Here is an 18,407-nt window from a genome sequence, read left to right on the forward strand (position 1 = left end):
AAGTTTATGGTATTAACCCAAAACGATGACACCAAAAACCATCGATAGAATAATGACTATTCCGGGATGGAGTTTAAACTTGTATAGACAGATCATCGCTAATCCAGCTATAACCCAACTCCAAAAGTTGGGAAAAGCAGACAAACCCATATCAAAGGCTGTCTTGGCAACAAGAACAGTCACCAGCGGACGCACCCCAGTTAAGGCTCCTTTGAGCACAGGCGATTCGCTATTCTTCATTAAGAAATCAGTCAAGACAATAACCAAAATTGACGTTAAAGCCAAGGTGCCGAGCAAGGCAGCCAATACTCCCAACCACCCACCTACATGGTAGCCTACAAAACCAGATAAAAGGGTAGCGATAGGTCCCGGTAAAGAGGTAACAATGGCCAGACCTTCGGAAAACTGTTCTATGGTCATCCAACCGTGATTAACCACCTCGGCTTGGACGAGTGGGATGATGGCAGGACCACCACCGAAGGCTAAGTTACTGGCCCGAAAAAAAGCAAAAAAGATTTCGAAAAAATGTTCCAATGATTTCAACTCCTATTCTAAAGCCGTTCGCATGGTTACCATTATAACAAAGTACATCACAATTGAGAATATAGAAAAGAAATTAAAGAAAGCCAACAATCTCCGCTAAAGATTGTTGACTTTAAACTTTCTAGTGACTTACTGAATGTTATACATGCCATGAGATTTCATATAATTAAAGAGTTCTTCACCATGTTCTTGCTCTTCTTTCTGAATATGGTTAAGGGATTGTCGAACGCCCTTATCTTGAAATTCAAAGATTGACGTATCATATGTTCCAGAGATATATTTTTCAGTTGAAAGCATATCATTGACCAAGGTAAAATCATTTTGATTGTAATTTGTATTTCCCTGTCCTTGGATGGTGGACATTCCCTGCATTCCACTCGCCTGTGCTTGCATACCTTGAGCTTGCTGTTGAGGCTGGCCCTGATTCATGGCTGGAACCTGACCAGCAATAATCTGATTAATGGTTTCGTAATGTTGCTGTTCATGAGAAGCATGTTTTTGAAAGATTTGTTTTAGATTAGAACACTCTGCTTCATTCGCATACTTTGAGTATTTTTGAATACAAAGATCCTCGTGGCTTTTTAGGTCCTGTAGAAACAATCTTTCTTTCTGGCTTAGTTGAATTGGCATTAAGACACCTCCTTAAATCTAGGGTTATTGTTTACCAAGAAGCAAGAAATATGTATAATCTTCTTACCAAAATATATTTCCAAAAATTCCTGCAGACAACTGAAACTTTTCACTTCATCTCAACGTACCATAGATATATGAAATAGTTTGATTGACAAGGGGGAATATGATTTGAATAAGCGACTATATCGATCCGGCAGAGAAAAGATGCTGGCTGGGGTTTGTGGTGGCTTAGGCGAATATTTTGACGTGGATCCGACCCTCATTCGCTTGGCTGCAGTCATTGCAATTTTTGGGGCGGGCATGGGATTTTTCGCCTACATAATTGCTTGGATTGTTATACCCAAGAATCCCGATCATAGATATCTTAACTCTTGAGACTAATTACGACTTCCATATTTCAATATTCACTTATAAGTAGCTGAGCTTTTTCAACTGATTTCGAATCCAATTTAACCTACACAACATCTCTCTGAAAAGGCCTATCCGCAAATCGGTATGTGCGTACCGATTTGCGGATAGGATAAGGTATTATTAATTTCGCAAATTTAAACTGCGTGTCTAAAAGATAAAGACATAAACGCAACTGCTTGATAAGATAAGGTTACCACACCAAAAATCTACCAAAAAGGAGCTGCGAATATGTCTGAGAAAATTATACACTTAAACGAAGGTGCAATAAAGCAGGAGTTAAAAGAATTAGTACGTCATAGCGTGGAAGAAACACTGAACAACTTGCTTGATCAGGAAGCCGCTGAGTTGATCGATGCCGAGAAGTACGAGCGATCGGAAGAGCGAAAGGGATATAGGTCCGGTCATTATCAACGAAACCTGGTTACTACTTCTGGAGAGGTAAAACTTAAAGTGCCGAAGCTAAAAGGCGTAGCCTTTGAGACAGCCATCATTGAGCGCTATCGGCGGCGAGAAAGCTCCGTAGAAGAAGCGCTGATTGAAATGTACCTAGCGGGTGTCTCAGTTCGCCGGGTGGAAGATATCACCGAGGCATTATGGGGGACCAAAGTATCCGCCGGAACCGTCAGTCAACTCAATAAAAAAGTTTACGGGCACATTGACACTTGGCGAAATCGGCCTCTGCAAAGAAAGTATCTTTACGTTTATTTGGACGGAATATATCTCAAACGTAACTGGGGTGGTGAATATGAGAATGTTGCCATCCTGATTGCCATGGCAGTCAACGAAGACGGATATCGAGAAGTAATCGGGGCCAGCGAAGGAATGAAGGAAGACAAAGCCAGCTGGCAAGAATTCATAAAAAGTTTAAAAGAACGGGGTCTCGCTGGAACTCAGTTATTTATCGGGGACAAATGCCTAGGGCTCTTAGAAGCTGTCCATGAGATTTTCCCTAATGCTAAATTTCAACGCTGCAACGTTCATTTTTACCGCAATGTCTTTTCGGTGACACCGCGTTCAAAAATGAAAGAAGTGGCGGCTATGCTGAAAGCGATCCATGCTCAAGAGGACAAAGCTGCGGCTAAAGAAAAGGCAACGGCAGTTGTCAATAAACTACGGGATATGAAACTGAAGGAAGCCGCCAAAAAGGTTGAGGATAGCATTCTGGAAACTCTGACTTACATGGATTTTCCGCAAGCCCACTGGACAAAGCTTAGGAGTAATAACGTCATTGAGAGATTAAATCGGGAAATTCGACGCAGAACACGGGTTGTCGGAACCTTTCCGGACGGCAACTCAGCGCTCATGCTCGTCTGTGCTCGACTCCGACATGTAGCCAGCAAAGCTTGGGGAACGAAACAATACATGAGTATGAAACATCTGGAAGAAATGAATAAAGAAAACCAACTTGATGTTGGATAATCACCAATAATCTCTGGGGAAGACTTGACATGGGACCCTATGCCGGATGCTTCAATGGGTCGTGGAATGGGGCTCAAAAGGTGGATTCCTTTGGGGTAAGCCCCATCCCGTTTCTTAAGGGTAGCATCCGTCACCCCCATATCAAGTCTTGCTCTGGGGTCATATATATAAACCTACTGCCAAGCAGAAAATCAAATTTGCGAAAAATTATTGACAGTACCGCGGATAGGCCTTTTATATATCATATTTCATAACAATTGGGTTAAATTAAGGATGAAGGTTAAAGAGTAAGCTGGCAATCAAGAAAAGTGCTCTCTTACATTAAGACCAGCTAATTAAAGTCAAGGTGTAATGTAAAAAAGATTAGTTTCAAGGTCCAAGAAAAAATGGGTACAGGAAACCAAGCCATTGAAAAATCCGAACAATGACCAAATCGATGTATGAGGGAACGAAACGCTCGGCGCTTGCCAGGCAAACTCTCTTTAATATGGGGTAATACTTTGGGGCTTAAGAGACTTTGCCGTCTTCAAGCTTCTGGTGTTGTTCCGTGTCAATGGGATGATGGCGAGCATATCCTCGGCCTAAGGGCCTCCGGTATTCCTCGCATCACCCTTGACACGGGCAAACTTACAACCATGTAACAAAGAGATGTTTAAGCCGCAGGTGCTTGACTGAGCTTTGTATTTCTCCAGGATTGATGATCCTTAGGTTGCCTGATCTCAAAGGGTTTCTGGTCACGAAGAACAGCAAAGATGTAGTGGAGAAGTTTATGCATTACGGCTACGAGAGCTACCTTTTTCTTCTTGTTAACGCATTTTGCCGCGTAGAATTCTCGCAGAACCGGATTAATCTCATCACCTTTGCGCGTTGTACGAATGGAAGCCATAGCGATGGTAAACAGAATTCTTCTCCCTATCCGTGTGCCACGCTTAGAGATTTTGTTTCTGTCACCTTGGAATTTTCCAGACTGATTGACAGATGGATCAATCCCAAAGAAGGCTGTAAAGGCCTTAGCAGACTTGAAAAGACTGAAGTCTCCCATCTCCGCAATGAGCGTAGCAGCCGTTAGAAAGCCAATACCGGGTATGCCATCAAGAAGCTCAATATTCCGCTTGGCATCAGCAGGAAAGAGCTCAGAGTCTATCATCGCATGAATTTGCTTTACAATCCCGTCTAAACTGGCCTGCATGCTTTTGATCCCATCGATATGGACTTTGATCTTAGCATCCAGCAAAGAGAACTCATGAGGCATGGATGAGGCAAGCTGCGCGCAGTCCTTGAGTAAGTTCACCTTCTTTTCGGCCCAAGCCGTACCCTTACGACTGATTTTCGAAATAAGCGAAGTTAGCGATTCTGTATCAGCCGCCTGAATGGCTCGCGGTGAAGGGAACTTTTTCAGAACGGTTAAAGCTGTTTTGCCAAAGATATTAGAGAACACATCAAGGAATCCTGGGAAAAGAAGATAGAGATCGGTGCATAGCCTATTCTTCATCTCAGTGAGGGTATCCGACAAAGCATAATATTCTCGGGTCATCATGCGTAGAGCCAGAATTTGAGGCTCAGGAACCAGAGAAAACTTAACATCTTGGTATTTAGCAAGCCTAGCAATCGCTTCAGCATCTTTTTGATCATTTTTCACTTTTCTTAAGTCAAAGTTTTTGATAGAATGAACACTCAAGGGGTTGAGCACAAAACCTTGGAGGTCATTCGACCTCAAGAAGAAGAAGAGTGGTAAATGAAAGATACCCGTAGATTCTACGAAGTAGATGGGCTTTCGTTCTAACCGCTCTTCTTCTTTTTTTAGGATATCGAGCAGTTTATGAAAGCCAGCAGGATTATGATCAATCCGAAAAGGTTTGCGGATTAGTTCCCCGGAGGGAGCGAGCATTGCAACGATTGAGAATTCAGAAGAAACATCGATTCCAACAACAAAATCATGAAGAAACTGGGACAAATTAACACAACCTTTCAACAGATGAATCAGAGCATCCACTAAAAAAGAATGTCAACAACCTTGCATTTGAAACGGGTAACACGAGAACGTGACCCAACCAGCTAAACATCGAACCATTCTTGTGGAGTGACACGCTTTTTCACGGATAAGCCTCAAAAGAGGGATCCAGGAGGAACGCACATCTATCTCTCTGACCAAAAATGATTATACCAGAGGTTTAGCGATATTGGTTACGTAGAGTGTCAGCTCATTCATCTGAACAATAAGGATTATGGTTTCAAAGAACGTTCGGGTAGGTTTTATAACCTTAACCCAATATCTATCTTACAAGGAGGAAATATATGTTTAGAATGTCAGATGAACAGCAAGAAAAAGTACTTAATAATTTTATAAAAGTTATGGATAAGCAAAATCCCAAGTTAATTAATAAAGATCTCTATTACCATCTGAATCTAAATTGTAACTTTGTTGCCCATTTTAATTTAAATGGATTTCGCGATGCATATTCCGGAGAACATTTTCAAGACTTTGTTAACTTTTTTTCTTCTACTTCCCCTGAGAGTCAATGGCTAGAAGCGCCTGAGATCAGCACTGAATTCTCCCACCTTAATCAGGCCATGATGGATTATGTGAGCTCCCAACCTCCATCTTAGGTTGGGAAGAAAAGCTGATATTCTTTGCAGTAATGATGGAACCTTTTCTTATACCATTTTGAAGCGAGAACAAAATGATGCCAAGGTGTGCTTTCGAAATGATCTGCACAAATCGCCCCTTCTACTCTTCTATTGTTAAATTTCTTATGATTGTAATTGACGAAGGCTTGCTTCAACCAGGTATCCTCTTCATAGGTCCATAAGGGATCATCCTCTTTGTCGAATAAACCTAGTCTGATCATCAATTTTTGCCAATTCTTAATCCTTGCTTGATCGTGGCCCTTGTAAATCAAGGCTTCCCAAAGAAGTTCAAATTGTGTAAACCGTACAGTCGGGTCCCGATGGTGAGGAAACAAGGCTAAATATCGCTCGAGATGCTCCCTTATCTTGATGAATGCCCTTTGATACCTGTCCCGATTATCCACTTCCACTCTCTTATAAGACCCTTTGAAATCATCACTGTGATCGTATTCATAAGACCATATCAAATAGGGAAGATCGGGGAAGTCCATAGCTTGGGCATGGCCATAGGCGGGCATAACCTTATCAAAGTACCTTTCGAATTTCTCCTTTCCGAAATCTTGAAGATAATCAGGAAAGCGCCCAAGCCATGGCAAGGAGCGTTCAGATTCAATTTGACAGTTGTTGATAGCATTGACTTTACTAAGCAATCCACTAAATCCTTGATGGGCAAACGTATCCGCGTAAGAATGCATCACCATTCCGAATTTGACCAAATTATCTTCTTGGCAGGCCTCATTAAGTATCTCAAGAATAACAGGCGACTCCTCTTTGCAGCGCAATTTCTTGGTAAAATGCTTTCCCTGGCATCCGGGTACAAAATGGAAGGCAGATGTATTATTAACCATAGCTTCATAATTAAAAGTATTGATGCGAAAATAGGAATGACAGGTGGCAATATTAAAGAATGCCGGCGCATTTTCCACTGTTTCCAGAGCCTTATTCGGGGAGATATTTTGGAAAAGTATTAGATTTATCTTCGCGTCATCAACAAATTGTGAAGCGTAGGCAATAATGTTTGAGCTTTTTTTCTTAAATCCACAGGCTCGGCTTAAGGCCAATAGTGCGTAGAAATGACAATCTACTTTCAATTCCTTTCCCTCCAGTACCACGAATCAAGTCATTTATGCACCATTCTATGCAGCAACTCAATACTATGTACTGGAGGGGGATTTGCATGGCGGATTTAACAGTTTTATCTCTGGGGACGGGAGATGCTGAACTCGATAAGGCTTTAGCAATCGCAGGCTATGCCTATGATGCAAGCCAGGATATTTTTGTATCCACGATGGATCCATGGCAGAGAAGCATCGGCTATTGTCGACTCTATGACGAGGCGGCTGCCCCCATGGGCATGATCATTGATTGTGAGCCCATATACTTTTCCTATAACAATAAAAAGTGGATGATCGGCTTATGGAAAGGTCAATACGATTTAGTTACCGGTGCAGAAATTGGAATCTATAGTAATGGTGTAGACGTTGAACTGCCAATGGTTTTTAAAGGAACCTATTATCAAGCCGCCAGTGATAACGAGTGTCTTCAGATGGGCTTTACCCTCAAAAAAGGAGATCGGATTCTCTTTACTCGTGAAGACCGTCATTGGTGGCTAACCGGTTTTAGGTTAGGCGAATTTTCGGAGCCCTCAGAACTAACTATGGAAGGTCATATCACTTTTGAATCTTCTGCCATGCGAGATGCTTTTCTCGCGGGTATGAAACAAGCAGGTTATTCAAAAAAGGATTATCGGACTCTCCACGATACCGTTTATTTCGACTTTAGTTCACCTCGTTCGGCTCAGCCCTTAACTCGCACCCCAACGACTGATTACCTTATCCAAAGAAAAAACGAATTTCTCTGTCAAAGTTATCAGGATATCACCGGACCCTATTCGACCTTTCCGGAAAAGATTCAAGTCATCAAGGAAGAGCTGCCTGACATGTATCGCTTGATTATGAATTTGGGTAAAAGCAAGCAAGTATTTGAAATTATTGTTATGCTCACCCTCTTGGGGGCCGCAATCATCACCAAGCACTCTTCTCATCGTCTTGAGGACTAATCTTCTCGGAAACACCTTGTTGGAGCATAAACATTTTATAATACAGTTCTTTTTGAGCGAGGAGTTCGTAATGAGTGCCTCGCTCAACTATTTTCCCTTGGTGGAGGACAAGAATAAGGTCAGCATCTTGGATTGTGGAAAGTCGATGGGCAATGGCAATGGTACTCCTCCCCTGGCGCATTTTTTCTAAGGCTTTTTGAATGGCCTCCTCTGTTTCAGTATCCACACTAGCTGTGGCTTCATCGAGGATGAGGATTTTAGGTTGACCGGCCATAGTACGAGCAAAGCAAATAAGCTGACGTTGACCACCGGACAGTGTCGACCCTCTTTCGCTTACTTGCTCTTGATACCCCTGACCCAGTTTGATAATGAAATTATCGGCTTCCACAAACTCCGCGGCAGCTTTCACCTCTTGCTCTGTGATATGTGGCCGATTTAAATGGATGTTTTGAGCGATATTTCCCACGAATAGAAACGGGTCCTGGGCGACGAGACCAATCTGGGACCGTACTTCATCTTGTGAAAATTCCACAAGTGGAGTTCCGTCAATCGTAATCTCTCCTTGACTAACAGGATAAAACTTCATCAAGAGATTGGAAATCGTGCTTTTTCCACTTCCAGTATGACCGACTAGGGCAACAGTCTCCCCCGGACGGACTGTGAAGGAGATATTTTTTAATACTTCTGTAACCCCATCATAGGAAAAGCTTACGTTGCGAAACTCAATCTCCCCCTGCTCGATAGTATGAGTAGGGCGATGCTGGGCATCATGAGCTAACTCCTGCCCATGAGTATTGGTGGTACGTTCATCATCAAGGACTTCAAATACTCTTTCCGCAGCAATAACGGCTTGCTGCAGCTGTGAGAGCCGCATTAAGATCATATTGACGGGCTCAATAAAACGATCCAGATAATTAATGAACGCATAAAGAACACCTAACTCCACCGGCCCGATGATGGATTCCAAGCCAAAGAATCCCAAGACGAGGACCAAGGCTAAAGTGTAAAGCAAATCAACCGCAGGTCGCATGAGGGTGCTTTCCAATTTTATATTGGCAATGGCTGCTCGATAATAATTTTCATTAATACCAGAGAATTTCAGCAGAAAATGCTTTTCCTGCCGCATGACTTGAATAATGTTCATTCCTTGTATGGATTCATTGAGCATGGCATTGAGACGACTAAGCTCTGTCCGTGAAAAGCGATAGATCTTCGAGCTCACCTTACGATAGATTTGCATGAGCACCACAATAATCGGCAGCAGTATCAAGCAAAAGGTGGCAAGTCGAACATCCAGACTAAACATGGCAATAAAAATTCCTAATAAAAAAACTAAATTCTGAACATAAGTAGACAAAACCCCGATATAAAGCTCTTTAATGGCCTCTGTATCATTGGTTACTCGTGAAACTAAGGCACCGGCTGGGGTTCGATCAAAAACGCTCATGGTCAGATATTGAACCTTTCTAAAGATATCCACCCGAATCTGTTGGATAGCAAGCAAAGCAATCTGATTAAAGCGAACTAATTGATGGTATTGAAGGAACGATCCCAGAAAAACTAAGAGAAGATACCCTCCCCCGAGGCTCAGGAGGGCCATTACATCAAATTGGCGAGGGGTCAAGTAGTCATCCAGAAAAATCTTAATGAGAATGGGACCAGCTACATCAGCGGCAGTAGCCAAAACAAGCAAAATGAAGGCAAAAACCAAAGTTTTTCGATGAGGTTTAAGATAGTTTAGTAGCCTGAGTATGGTCCTTCCCTGTCCGGTCAAATCAGCTTTGTGTTCCATGTCATCCGAGATAAGGGTACTCATACCAGCCCACCCCCTTCGCTAATCAAACTTTCAAGTTGCTGCGCCCGATGGGTTCCAGCATACCAGCCTTCTCTTTCCATCAGTTGACCATGCGTTCCGCGCTCAATTATTTCTCCACCTTGGAGAACAAGGATGAGGTCAGCATGTTCAACTGCACTGAGTCGATGGGTAGAGATTAGAGTAGTTTTTTGACTGCGGTTGTTTTTCAGTTCCTGAAGGATTTGTTTTTCTGTTTTTGCATCTACAGCCGATAAAGAATCATCAAGAATTAAAATTTCAGGTTGGAGAAGCAGAGCTCTAGCGATCGAAATTCGCTGTTTTTGTCCCCCGGACAATGTTACTCCTCGGTCACCCACTAGTGTCCCATATTTATCTTCAAAACGTTCGATATCTTCATGAATGCAAGCGATTTTAGCAGCTTGTGTTATTTCTGAGGTACTGGCATCAGGTTTTCCTAAGGCAATATTCTCGGCAATGGTGGTTGAGAATAGGAAATGCTCCTGAGGTACATAGCCGAAAGATTTTCGTAACGTGTCTAGTGGCAAGTCTCGAATAGAGACCCCACCAATGCGAATATCCCCTTCCACCCCGGCGAATTCACGTAAGAGAACCCGAAAAAGCGTGGTTTTACCACTACCTGTTTTACCAACTACCCCAAGGGTTTGGCCTTCCCTTAAGGTAAAGTGAATATTCTTCAGCTCAGGATTTAATTGAGCAGGATATGTAAATCGATCAAGTTCAAAGACAATCTCTCCACTGGGAATGTGTATTGCTTGAACAGCTTCTTCCAGACTTAATTCTTCTATAGCGCTGTCTTTGACTTCTGATTCAACCTCTAGCAAAGCTCTTACCCGATCGTAAGAGGCTCTTCCCCGCTCCATAATATTAAATAACCAACCAAAGGCCAGCATCGGCCAAATAAACTGTCCTAAATAGAGGGTGAATTGAGTGAGTTGGCCAAGAGTTAACCGCTGCTGAACCACTTCATAGGACCCAAATGAAACGGCAAGAAAGAAAGAGATACCGACAATCATCATAATTGATGGATCATAAAGGGAGTCGACCACCGCTACTGCTTGATTCTTCTTTACCACATCATCGGAAAGCTTACGAAAGCTTTCGATCTCCGCTTCTTCTTGTCCGAAAGCCTTCACTACACGAACTCCGGAGATATTCTCCTGTACTTTATCATTAAGATCGCCAAAGGCTTCTTGTGCTTTGAAAAAACGATCATGAAGTAATGTTCCATAATAGCTAGAGACCCAAGCCATAATGGGCATGGGCAAGAGGGTAATTAACGTTAATTTCCAGCTAATAAACATAACCATGGAAAACACGACAAAACTTCCGGTAACAACAGAATCAAAAAGGGTCAGCACTCCCATTCCCGCTGTTATTTCAATAGCTTGAATATCATTGGTAACATGAGCCATTAAGTCCCCAGTCCTCCGCCTTTGATAGAAGCTAGGTGACATTCGTGTAAAATGCTCGAAAAGCTGGTTGCGTAGCATTCGGCTAAGACGTGCGGCTGCCCCAAATATCAATATGCGCCAGCTATAGCGGAGGAAGTAAGCGAGAACTCCTAGACCTAATAGAGTAAATAACCAAGGCCAAAGGATTCCACGGGTTAGGGTCTGATGGGTAACACCATCGACTATTTTACCGACGATATAGGGTGGGAAAAGATCAATCGCTGCGATGATGACTAAGATCATAATGCCTGGAATATAGCTTTTTATTTCCTTTTTGAAAAACCACATTAAGTCTAAGAATAAACGCATAATGCACCTCAATCACAGGCTTCAATAATCCCATCATTAATCAGTAGATTTTATAGAGATCCCAAAATATAATAGCACATTTTAGATACAAGTCCTATTTATAAATAAAAACACCTGCCGTCCATAGGCAGGTGTTTTTCCATTGTTCGCATGCACTTAAAAAGTGCGTCTCAATGTCAGCTCGTGTTACAGTTTACTCTTACAGTAGATATTTGTCAAGAAGAAGAAGTTTTTCAGGTGTTGAAAATTCTAGGTACTTAATTTCCAAACTAAGTTCCACCCCTTCACTTGGGAAAGTGGAATTTAATTTGGAAAGATTAAAGGGTGGAATTCACTCAGACAAATAGGTTATATTGGGATAGCTGTGTCCCGGTAGAAAGAAAGAGGGACTGACATGGCTAACCAAAAACATTTAACCTTTGATGAACGGGTGACCATCTCTTCGCTTTTGGATAAAACCTACTCTTTTAAGGCAATCGCTAAAGAATTAGATAAGGATTGCACCACCATCTCCAAAGAGGTTCGCCGCCATATCATCTTCAAACGGATAGGCTGTCAAGGCAATGCTTACAATGCTTGCCGCCACCGCTATACTTGCGATCATAGGCTGCTCTGCACACCCTGTCATTATTCGCACCGGCCCAGCTTTTGCCGCCGCTGCAAATTATGCAATGCTATGTGCCCGTCTTTTGAGTGTCAACTCTGCCCACGACATGCCAAACCGCCTTATGTTTGCAACGGATGCGATAAGCTTAATAAGTGCACTTTGGAGAAACGCTTTTACCATGCTGCACCAGCCCATACCGAATATCAGGCAGTTCTTTCCGAAGCCAGACAGGGTATATCTCTCTCGGAAGATGAGGTAAAACACCTCGACTCCATCATTTCCCCTCTCATCAAAAAGGGGCAATCCCTGAATCATATCTGTGCCAACAATAAGGATTCCCTCATGGTTAGCAAAAGCACCCTCTATCGTCTAATTGACTTTAATATTTTCACCGCAAGAAACATCGATATGCCACGGAAAGTACGCTATGCTAAGCGCAAGATAAAAAGACAGCTCAAGGTCGACAAGGCTTGCCGAATCGGTAGAACCTACAATGACTTTCAGCATTTCCTCAACGAGAATCCCCACCTACCTCTTGTGGAAATGGACACCGTAGAAGGTCGTAAAGGGGGCAAGGTTCTTCTTACCCTTCATTTCGTGAAGGCAGAATTCATGCTTGCCTTTTTACGGCAAACCAACGATTCTCAATCCGTCATCACTATCCTGGAAGACCTTCAACTCAACCTTGGCCAAGACATCTTTATGAGGGTTATGCCGATTTTGCTGACGGACAATGGTTCTGAGTTCTCTAACCCAAATGCCTTGGAGTTTGACCAACAACAAAACCGCAGAACTCATCTGTTCTACTGCGATGCCTCTTCACCTGGGCAGAAAGGCTCTGCCGAGAGGAATCACGAGCTGATCCGCTATTTTATTCCTAAAGGCACCCGTATGGATGAGTTTACCCAGGTCGACATCAGCCGCATGATGGACAACATCAATTCCTACAGTCGACAAAGCTTGGGGAATAAATGCCCTTATGACATGTTGGCTTTCCTCTATGGGGAAGATCTTCTTAAGGCATTGGGGTGTCACAAAATTCCGCCCAATGAGGTCATCATGAATTCCTCTCTTTTTAAGGAGACTGCCGTCCATTGTCTAGGCAATCCATGGGGTTATACCGATGAGTCAGGACGGGAGACCAGTTATCTTGATGCCTATCGGGCTATTGAAGAACAACGCAAAGAAATGACAGAAAAAAATTAACCTACACCCGTTAATTTCTTCCTGTCATGACACTACCGGGAAGCAGCTTCATACCCCATTAAACCGGGTGGAATTTACTATGCGAAAAAGTCTACTAAATTCCACTCGCAGATACCTGCGCCCTTTTTCAGCTGCTTTTACACCGGATTTGGCCCTATTTTAATCCAAAACTGAAAAAAAGTCACCCTTTTCTTTTCTACAAACAAGAATGGGTGACTTTCAGTGGAATTTACCTCGATAAAGTGGAACTTACTTTGAAATTCAACCGAAAATTCTAGGTTCGCTCTTTTGAATGTGCCTTACCAATCTTATCATTATCATGAGCATCAAATGGCGGAATCTTATCACCAGGATTTAGATCTTTCTTACGGATCACGTTAACGATTTTGTCCCTTTCTTTTGGCTTTGACATCGTTTTCCTCCTTTACTGACTAGAAAGTATTGAGCTCATCAATAGAGTTTCTTTGTTTAGAATACCCGAAGCAATTAAAAATATTTTAAGGAATTTCTTTTGCTATATTGAGAGTTTAGTTATAAATTAGGATTATAGAATTAGTGTAGAAATGAATTGGAGGTTTCGTTATGGCTTTACCACCCTTTTTAAGACCCTTGGAAGCTTATGACCCCGCCCTAGCTCAGGAAATAGAGAAAATCGTTTCTCTTTCCTTTCAAAAAAGTTCTCTGGATGAAAGAACAAGGATTTTAATAACCCTTGCCCTTGATGCTGTCTTAGGAGCCTCAGAAGGGGTAGCGAATTTAGCTGGTCAAGCTCGTAGATTGGGCGTTACCGATCAAGAGATAGCGGACACCTTGCGCCTAGCATACTTTACTTCAGGCTGTTCAACTCTGAAAACTTCCTTTGCAGCTTTCGAGAAGAAGGAGTAATGAATTGAGTACATCACAACAACTTTGGTCTTTAGGAATTCTTTTTTTGCTAATGAATTCTATTCCTTTTTTTCTCATGAGACGAGATAAATATCTGGCTCGTAGAAACCGCTGGCGAATTCCGGAAAAGTGGTTCTTTACTTTGGCATTTTTAGGTGGTGCTCTGGGTACTTTACTGGGGATGCGTGTTTTTCGACATAAAACCAAGCATAAAACCTTTACTTGGGGAATCCCACTTCTTTTGTTATTGAACATGGGAGTCATCTATTTACTATTGAAGTACCTATAAAGAAGTACATATAAATGTGAGAGAAATCTATTATTCTAAGATTAAAGGGTTCACGACGGGGTACGAATATTACCCCATGTCGTGAACCCTTATTTTAAATTATACTGATTTCTATGAACCAATGTATTGTCTTGCAGCTACTTTAAACCGTAATTCCAACCTATAAGGCCTCGTTTTAGATGAAAAATCTGGCTAAAGTTATTTTTAAGAAGAATTCGGAGGGCAGCAGGGCTTCTTCCGCCAGAAGCACAATGAACTAAAATCGGCTTATCTTTATATTTTTGTAGTTCAGTTAACCGAGAAGATAATTCACCAACCGGAATAGATTTCGAACCCGGAATATGCCCACTTCTATACTCATTATTTGTGCGCACATCGATGACAACGACGTCTTTATTTGATTGAATTAATTCATAAGCTTCTTCTGTCGTTAAATTTTTTATCATTTTATTAGCTATTGAGAATCTACGCCAAAACACGAATACTACAATGACTACTGCAAAAATAAAATAATTGTTCTCCATTCAATCCACCCCTTATACGTTGTTTGTTATTGGTTTTTCTGTTCATGTTTTGTTCTTGTTTTGTTTTTGTTCTCGTTCTTTTCTTTTTCTATTTTCTTATTGGCTACTTAAACACTTCTGCTCTACAAGAATTTTAAGATGAATAAGCATTTAATAAGCATGGATATATTTTATACCCTAAGGGGGTATGAAATCAAGTGCCAAATTATATGTTATTCGCTCTAGTCTAGTCGTCGTAAAAAATTAAGACTTCATAACAAAGCATGTCCCAAATACGAAGGCGCCTTCGTATTTGGGACATGCATATAGTACTCATTTATTATAGACTATTTGCTTTCTATTTCTATATCGGATGTTGTTAAAGAATTATAATCTTTCTTTTTTTGGCTTAGCGCGTAGCAGCTCCTCATTCGTTTGGATGCCCAACGCATTTCCGTTGCCACCACAGCTACTTCCATCGTAGCACGCAGGAAATAGACTCCACTAAAGTTCTTTTGCCATAAGTCCATTCTTTGATCAAACTCATTCCAATAGGCTTGATCAAGGGTTCTCAGTGGGGTCGCCGGTGGGTACGTGAAGCTGAAATAGAGTTGATCCCTTAGGGCTGCTAGGTTATCTTTGCCAACGAGAATGAATTCCAAAAGACTTTGGAATTCTTGGGTAAGATTAGTACCCATCTGCGGTGGAGCGTCTGGGGCCTGGCGACGTTTAACTCTCTGGCGGGTCATCTCTTCGATATTCTCACCGCGTTCGATAAAGCCTCGACAAAGTTCCAAAAGCCGTTCCATAAGTTGCATTTTATCTTGGGAGCTGAATTCCTCCCGAGCATGTTCATAGAGGTCTGTAACCTGTTCTAATCTTTCTTCTAGATCGGTTGGCTTTGGCTTTTCATATTCACTGAGGGTTGTTGACTCCACGTAGTGCACAAGACTATTCATAAAATAAATCGAGGAATCATAAAAGAGTGAGAAGAGCTTTTCTTTGAAAATTCTCTTATAACGTGGTGGGGCAAGAACACGGTTGATTATTAGGGCTACAGCAAGCCCAATAAATATAGACAAAGAGCGTGCAAGTGCGTGCTCCAAAAATTGTTCATGGGGCGCATCAAGAATAAAGATGATTGAGACAATTCCTAAATTCACCCCACTCCAACCCATACGATTGGAAATAGCAATCATTATAATGACCCCTAGACCAATAATATATGGATTCGTTCCTAATGTTAGGCCAATCACTATGGCAAGTGCAATAGCGATAACATTAATCAAAATTTGTTCCCAAGCGTTGGTTAAGGCTTTACTCACCGAAGGTTGCATATTAATAGCTACTGTAATAGCCGCAAAGCTTGCTGGTTCCACAGAAAAAAGCTGACAAATCAGCAGGGCAATGGTTACCCCCAACCCCGTCTTAAGAATTCGTGGACCAAACCATTTTCTCAAGTTAGAAAACAGGAGAACCACCCTTCCTTCTAAGTAATAGCAAATAGTATGATGTGGAATTGCAATATATGTATCTTGAGTATAGCCCTGAGAAGAATTTTTGACAAGTGCGCTTGATAATTAAGGTGAACTCTAGAAAAAAAAGATAACCCAGGGCCATAACCTGGGTTATCTTACTAATCATTCATCAACGACCTTGATAATCAGTGGTTCTCTTTTCGAGAAAAGCCTTACACCCGTTCTTTTGGTCCTCCGTGCTAAAGGTTTGGGCAAAAACTTCGGCTTCATATCCCTGACCGCTTAATAGATCCAAGTTTTCTCCTTTGACAATAGCACTCTTTGTTAATTGGATTGCAATAGGTGCCTTGGACGAAATCTTTTTCGCCATGGCAACCGCCTGCCCCAGTAACTCTTCTTTAGGATATACATGGTTCGCTAAGCCCATACGAAAGGCTTCCTGGGCGTCAATTAAATCAGTAGTAAATAGAAGCTCACTGGCACGACCACTACCTACTAAACGCGGGAGCCTTTGTGTGCCGCCGAAGCCCGCCAGGATTCCCAAACCCACTTCCGGTTGGCCGAATTTGGCGTTCGTGCTCGCTAGACGAATATCACAGGCCATAGCCAATTCCAAGCCACCTCCCAAGGCAAAGCCATTAACGGCAGCAATAACCGGCTGTGGAAGTGCTTCGATAAGGTTCATCAATTTATGCCCTAACTGACTAAAATGCCTTGCCTCAATAGGGCTCTTATCACTCATCTCCGCAATATCTGCTCCGGCTACAAAAGCCTTCTCTCCACTTCCTGTCAGGATGATGGTTCGAATGTTTGCATCACCTGCTAACTCATTAAAGCTATCGGTGAGCTCTTGTATTGTTACAGAATTCAGAGCATTTAAAGCCTTGGGTCGGTTGATAGTAATTACAGCTATCTGATCTTGGTATTCAACGAGTATGTTTTCATAGATCATATCCTCATCCCTGCCTTTCAATAATCAGGCTGATCCCTTGGCCCCCTCCGATACATAATGTGGCAAGCCCACGGCGGACCTTACGCCGTTTTAATTCGTGTAATAATGTTACAAGGATGCGGGTGCCGGAGGCTCCGATGGGGTGACCGATGGCAATAGAGCCGCCATTGACATTCGTTTTATCACTTTCTAGGCCAAGCTCCTGAGTAACGATAGCTGCTTGGGATGCGAAAGCCTCATTGGCCTCGATTAGATCAATGTCTTGGATTGTTAAGCCGGCCTTTGCCAAGGCTTTTCGAGTGGCTGGAATTGGTCCAGTACCCATGATGAGAGGATCGACCCCGGCGGAAGCCCAGGAGGTAATCTTGGCAAGGATGGGCAATCCCATTTCCTCGGCTTTTTCACGTGACATAACCACAATAGCCGCTGCCCCGTCATTGATTCCCGAGGCATTTCCCGCTGTCACCGTGCCATCCTTTTTAAATGAAGGGCGTAGCTTTGCCAGTCCTTCTTCAGTCGCCCCAAAACGTGGGAACTCATCTTGCTTAAAGACAAGCGGAGCACCTTTTTTCTGGGGAATTTCGATGGGAACGATTTCTTCTGTGAATCTACCTGATGTGATAGCTTCCTCAGCTCTGTTTTGACTACGCAAAGCCAGTTGATCCTGATCCATTCGCGTAATGTTAAATTGTTCAGCGATGTTTTCTGCTGTCAATCCCATGTGGACATCATGAAAGGCATCAGTTAAGCCATCGATAATCATGGTATCCACTAAGGTTCCATTTCCCATTCGATACCCTTTTCTAGCTTTTGGCAATGCATAGGCAGAAGAAGACATGCATTCCATCCCACCGGCAACAATAATATCTGCATCCCCAGCGATGATAGCCTGAGCGGCACAGATAACGGATTTAAGTCCCGATCCACACACCTTATTCAAGGTCCAGGCAGGAACTTCTTGGGGAATCCCTGCATTCATGGATGCCTGGCGGGCAGGATTTTGTCCTGCTGCGGCAGTCAGAACATTTCCCATAATAACTTCTTGAACATCACTCGGTTGAATATTGGCTCGTTTTATGGCTTCTTTAATCGCTACCGCTCCAAGCTCTGCCCCAGTGAAGTTTTCTAAGGCACCGCCAAAAGAACCGACAGCTGTTCTCGCTGCACTGACAATTACAACTTCTTTCATGATTCTCC

19 protein-coding genes are annotated in these 18,407 nt (G+C 42.5%); 8 read left to right on the forward strand and 11 right to left on the reverse strand.

Features of this window, described 5'->3' with window-relative positions; translation table 11 throughout:
- Positions 1-12: 12 nt before the first annotated feature.
- Positions 13-543, reverse strand: coding sequence for a chromate transporter (locus tag DESDI_RS09465; RefSeq protein WP_041219388.1), 531 nt, complete (start codon positions 541-543; stop codon positions 13-15).
- A gap of 129 nt (positions 544-672) precedes the next feature.
- A complete protein-coding gene (locus DESDI_RS09470; protein WP_015262393.1) occupies positions 673-1,173 on the reverse strand; it encodes a spore coat protein in 501 nt (166 codons plus the stop codon).
- 171 nt (positions 1,174-1,344) lie between these two features.
- Here DESDI_RS09470 and DESDI_RS09475 point away from each other — a divergent pair, with 171 nt between their 5' ends.
- The 3 genes from DESDI_RS09475 to DESDI_RS17895 all read left to right on the forward strand — a co-directional run bounded on the left by DESDI_RS09475 (position 1,345) and on the right by DESDI_RS17895 (position 3,647).
- The gene (locus DESDI_RS09475) at positions 1,345-1,551 is read left to right on the forward strand and encodes a PspC domain-containing protein (RefSeq protein WP_015262394.1); all 207 of its coding nucleotides are present in this window, start codon (positions 1,345-1,347) and stop codon (positions 1,549-1,551) included.
- Positions 1,552-1,815: 264 nt separating this feature from the next.
- Entirely contained in the window at positions 1,816-3,006 is a 1,191-nt protein-coding gene (locus DESDI_RS09480) for an IS256 family transposase (RefSeq protein WP_015262395.1), read from the forward strand.
- A gap of 440 nt (positions 3,007-3,446) precedes the next feature.
- Positions 3,447-3,647: a hypothetical protein gene (locus DESDI_RS17895; RefSeq protein WP_156801096.1), complete on the forward strand. Its 201-nt coding sequence runs from the start codon at positions 3,447-3,449 to the stop codon at positions 3,645-3,647.
- An 11-nt stretch (positions 3,648-3,658) separates the two neighbouring features.
- On the opposite strand, the gene DESDI_RS09485 is transcribed toward DESDI_RS17895, so the two are convergent.
- On the reverse strand, positions 3,659-4,960 hold the full coding sequence (locus tag DESDI_RS09485) for an IS110 family RNA-guided transposase (protein WP_015261055.1): 1,302 nt from the start codon (positions 4,958-4,960) through the stop codon (positions 3,659-3,661).
- 341 nt (positions 4,961-5,301) lie between these two features.
- Here DESDI_RS09485 and DESDI_RS09490 point away from each other — a divergent pair, with 341 nt between their 5' ends.
- Positions 5,302-5,613, forward strand: a complete 312-nt coding sequence (locus DESDI_RS09490) for a hypothetical protein (protein ID WP_015262396.1) — start codon at positions 5,302-5,304, stop codon at positions 5,611-5,613.
- Here the strand turns inward: DESDI_RS09490 and DESDI_RS09495 are convergent.
- Positions 5,610-6,725 carry a DUF6765 family protein gene (locus DESDI_RS09495; RefSeq protein ID WP_015262397.1) on the reverse strand — a complete coding sequence of 372 codons (1,116 nt, stop codon included), beginning with the start codon at positions 6,723-6,725 and terminating at the stop codon, positions 5,610-5,612. The two genes, DESDI_RS09490 and DESDI_RS09495, sit on opposite strands and share 4 nt — an antisense overlap.
- Before the next feature lie 86 nt (positions 6,726-6,811).
- On the opposite strand from DESDI_RS09495, the gene DESDI_RS09500 reads away from it, so the two are divergent.
- Positions 6,812-7,693 (forward strand): DUF4474 domain-containing protein, encoded by an 882-nt coding sequence (locus DESDI_RS09500; RefSeq protein ID WP_015262398.1) that lies wholly within the window; start codon positions 6,812-6,814, stop codon positions 7,691-7,693.
- Here the strand turns inward: DESDI_RS09500 and DESDI_RS09505 are convergent.
- On the reverse strand, positions 7,659-9,509 hold the full coding sequence (locus DESDI_RS09505; protein WP_015262399.1) for an ABC transporter ATP-binding protein: 1,851 nt from the start codon (positions 9,507-9,509) through the stop codon (positions 7,659-7,661). The two genes, DESDI_RS09500 and DESDI_RS09505, sit on opposite strands and share 35 nt — an antisense overlap.
- The gene (locus tag DESDI_RS09510) at positions 9,506-11,290 is read right to left on the reverse strand and encodes an ABC transporter transmembrane domain-containing protein (RefSeq protein ID WP_015262400.1); all 1,785 of its coding nucleotides are present in this window, start codon (positions 11,288-11,290) and stop codon (positions 9,506-9,508) included. Before DESDI_RS09510 ends, DESDI_RS09505 begins: the two co-directional genes overlap by 4 nt.
- A 394-nt stretch (positions 11,291-11,684) precedes the next feature.
- Between DESDI_RS09510 and DESDI_RS09515 the strand changes: the two genes are divergently transcribed.
- A complete protein-coding gene (locus DESDI_RS09515; RefSeq protein ID WP_015261079.1) occupies positions 11,685-13,103 on the forward strand; it encodes an IS30 family transposase in 1,419 nt (472 codons plus the stop codon).
- A 274-nt stretch (positions 13,104-13,377) separates the two neighbouring features.
- Here the strand turns inward: DESDI_RS09515 and DESDI_RS18080 are convergent, their stop codons facing one another.
- Positions 13,378-13,515, reverse strand: coding sequence for a hypothetical protein (locus DESDI_RS18080; protein ID WP_015262401.1), 138 nt, complete (start codon positions 13,513-13,515; stop codon positions 13,378-13,380).
- Between the two features lie 170 nt (positions 13,516-13,685).
- On the opposite strand from DESDI_RS18080, the gene DESDI_RS09520 reads away from it, so the two are divergent.
- Together DESDI_RS09520 and DESDI_RS09525 are read left to right on the forward strand one after the other, a co-directional pair.
- Positions 13,686-13,988, forward strand: a complete 303-nt coding sequence (locus tag DESDI_RS09520; protein ID WP_015262402.1) for a carboxymuconolactone decarboxylase family protein — start codon at positions 13,686-13,688, stop codon at positions 13,986-13,988.
- A gap of 4 nt (positions 13,989-13,992) precedes the next feature.
- Positions 13,993-14,277 carry a DUF1294 domain-containing protein gene (locus tag DESDI_RS09525; RefSeq protein ID WP_015262403.1) on the forward strand — a complete coding sequence of 95 codons (285 nt, stop codon included), beginning with the start codon at positions 13,993-13,995 and terminating at the stop codon, positions 14,275-14,277.
- A gap of 137 nt (positions 14,278-14,414) precedes the next feature.
- Here the strand turns inward: DESDI_RS09525 and DESDI_RS09530 are convergent, their stop codons facing one another.
- From DESDI_RS09530 to DESDI_RS09545, 4 genes are all read right to left on the reverse strand, one after another.
- Positions 14,415-14,801: a rhodanese-like domain-containing protein gene (locus tag DESDI_RS09530; protein WP_015262404.1), complete on the reverse strand. Its 387-nt coding sequence runs from the start codon at positions 14,799-14,801 to the stop codon at positions 14,415-14,417.
- Positions 14,802-15,127: 326 nt separating this feature from the next.
- The gene (locus DESDI_RS09535; protein WP_015262405.1) at positions 15,128-16,261 is read right to left on the reverse strand and encodes an FUSC family protein; all 1,134 of its coding nucleotides are present in this window, start codon (positions 16,259-16,261) and stop codon (positions 15,128-15,130) included.
- Positions 16,262-16,427: 166 nt separating this feature from the next.
- The gene (locus DESDI_RS09540; RefSeq protein WP_015262406.1) at positions 16,428-17,210 is read right to left on the reverse strand and encodes an enoyl-CoA hydratase-related protein; all 783 of its coding nucleotides are present in this window, start codon (positions 17,208-17,210) and stop codon (positions 16,428-16,430) included.
- Positions 17,211-17,214: 4 nt separating this feature from the next.
- A complete protein-coding gene (locus DESDI_RS09545) occupies positions 17,215-18,399 on the reverse strand; it encodes an acetyl-CoA C-acetyltransferase (RefSeq protein WP_015262407.1) in 1,185 nt (394 codons plus the stop codon).
- Positions 18,400-18,407 lie beyond the last annotated feature (8 nt).

Source organism: Desulfitobacterium dichloroeliminans LMG P-21439, assembly GCF_000243135.2.
Lineage (GTDB): Bacteria > Bacillota > Desulfitobacteriia > Desulfitobacteriales > Desulfitobacteriaceae > Desulfitobacterium > Desulfitobacterium dichloroeliminans.

Bases quoted from the DNA above. Each gene is read 5' to 3' on its own strand.
- DESDI_RS09470 (WP_015262393.1), bottom strand. From the start codon at position 1,173: ATGCCAATTCAACTAAGCCAGAAAGAAAGATTGTTTCTACAGGACCTA.
- DESDI_RS09480 (WP_015262395.1), top strand. From the start codon at position 1,816: ATGTCTGAGAAAATTATACACTTAAACGAAGGTGCAATAAAGCAGGAG.
- DESDI_RS17895 (WP_156801096.1), top strand. From the start codon at position 3,447: ATGAGGGAACGAAACGCTCGGCGCTTGCCAGGCAAACTCTCTTTAATA.
- DESDI_RS09490 (WP_015262396.1), top strand. From the start codon at position 5,302: ATGTTTAGAATGTCAGATGAACAGCAAGAAAAAGTACTTAATAATTTT.
- DESDI_RS09500 (WP_015262398.1), top strand. From the start codon at position 6,812: ATGGCGGATTTAACAGTTTTATCTCTGGGGACGGGAGATGCTGAACTC.
- DESDI_RS09505 (WP_015262399.1), bottom strand. From the start codon at position 9,509: ATGAGTACCCTTATCTCGGATGACATGGAACACAAAGCTGATTTGACC.
- DESDI_RS09510 (WP_015262400.1), bottom strand. From the start codon at position 11,290: ATGCGTTTATTCTTAGACTTAATGTGGTTTTTCAAAAAGGAAATAAAA.
- DESDI_RS09515 (WP_015261079.1), top strand. From the start codon at position 11,685: ATGGCTAACCAAAAACATTTAACCTTTGATGAACGGGTGACCATCTCT.
- DESDI_RS18080 (WP_015262401.1), bottom strand. From the start codon at position 13,515: ATGTCAAAGCCAAAAGAAAGGGACAAAATCGTTAACGTGATCCGTAAG.
- DESDI_RS09520 (WP_015262402.1), top strand. From the start codon at position 13,686: ATGGCTTTACCACCCTTTTTAAGACCCTTGGAAGCTTATGACCCCGCC.
- DESDI_RS09530 (WP_015262404.1), bottom strand. From the start codon at position 14,801: ATGGAGAACAATTATTTTATTTTTGCAGTAGTCATTGTAGTATTCGTG.
- DESDI_RS09540 (WP_015262406.1), bottom strand. From the start codon at position 17,210: ATGATCTATGAAAACATACTCGTTGAATACCAAGATCAGATAGCTGTA.
- DESDI_RS09545 (WP_015262407.1), bottom strand. From the start codon at position 18,399: ATGAAAGAAGTTGTAATTGTCAGTGCAGCGAGAACAGCTGTCGGTTCT.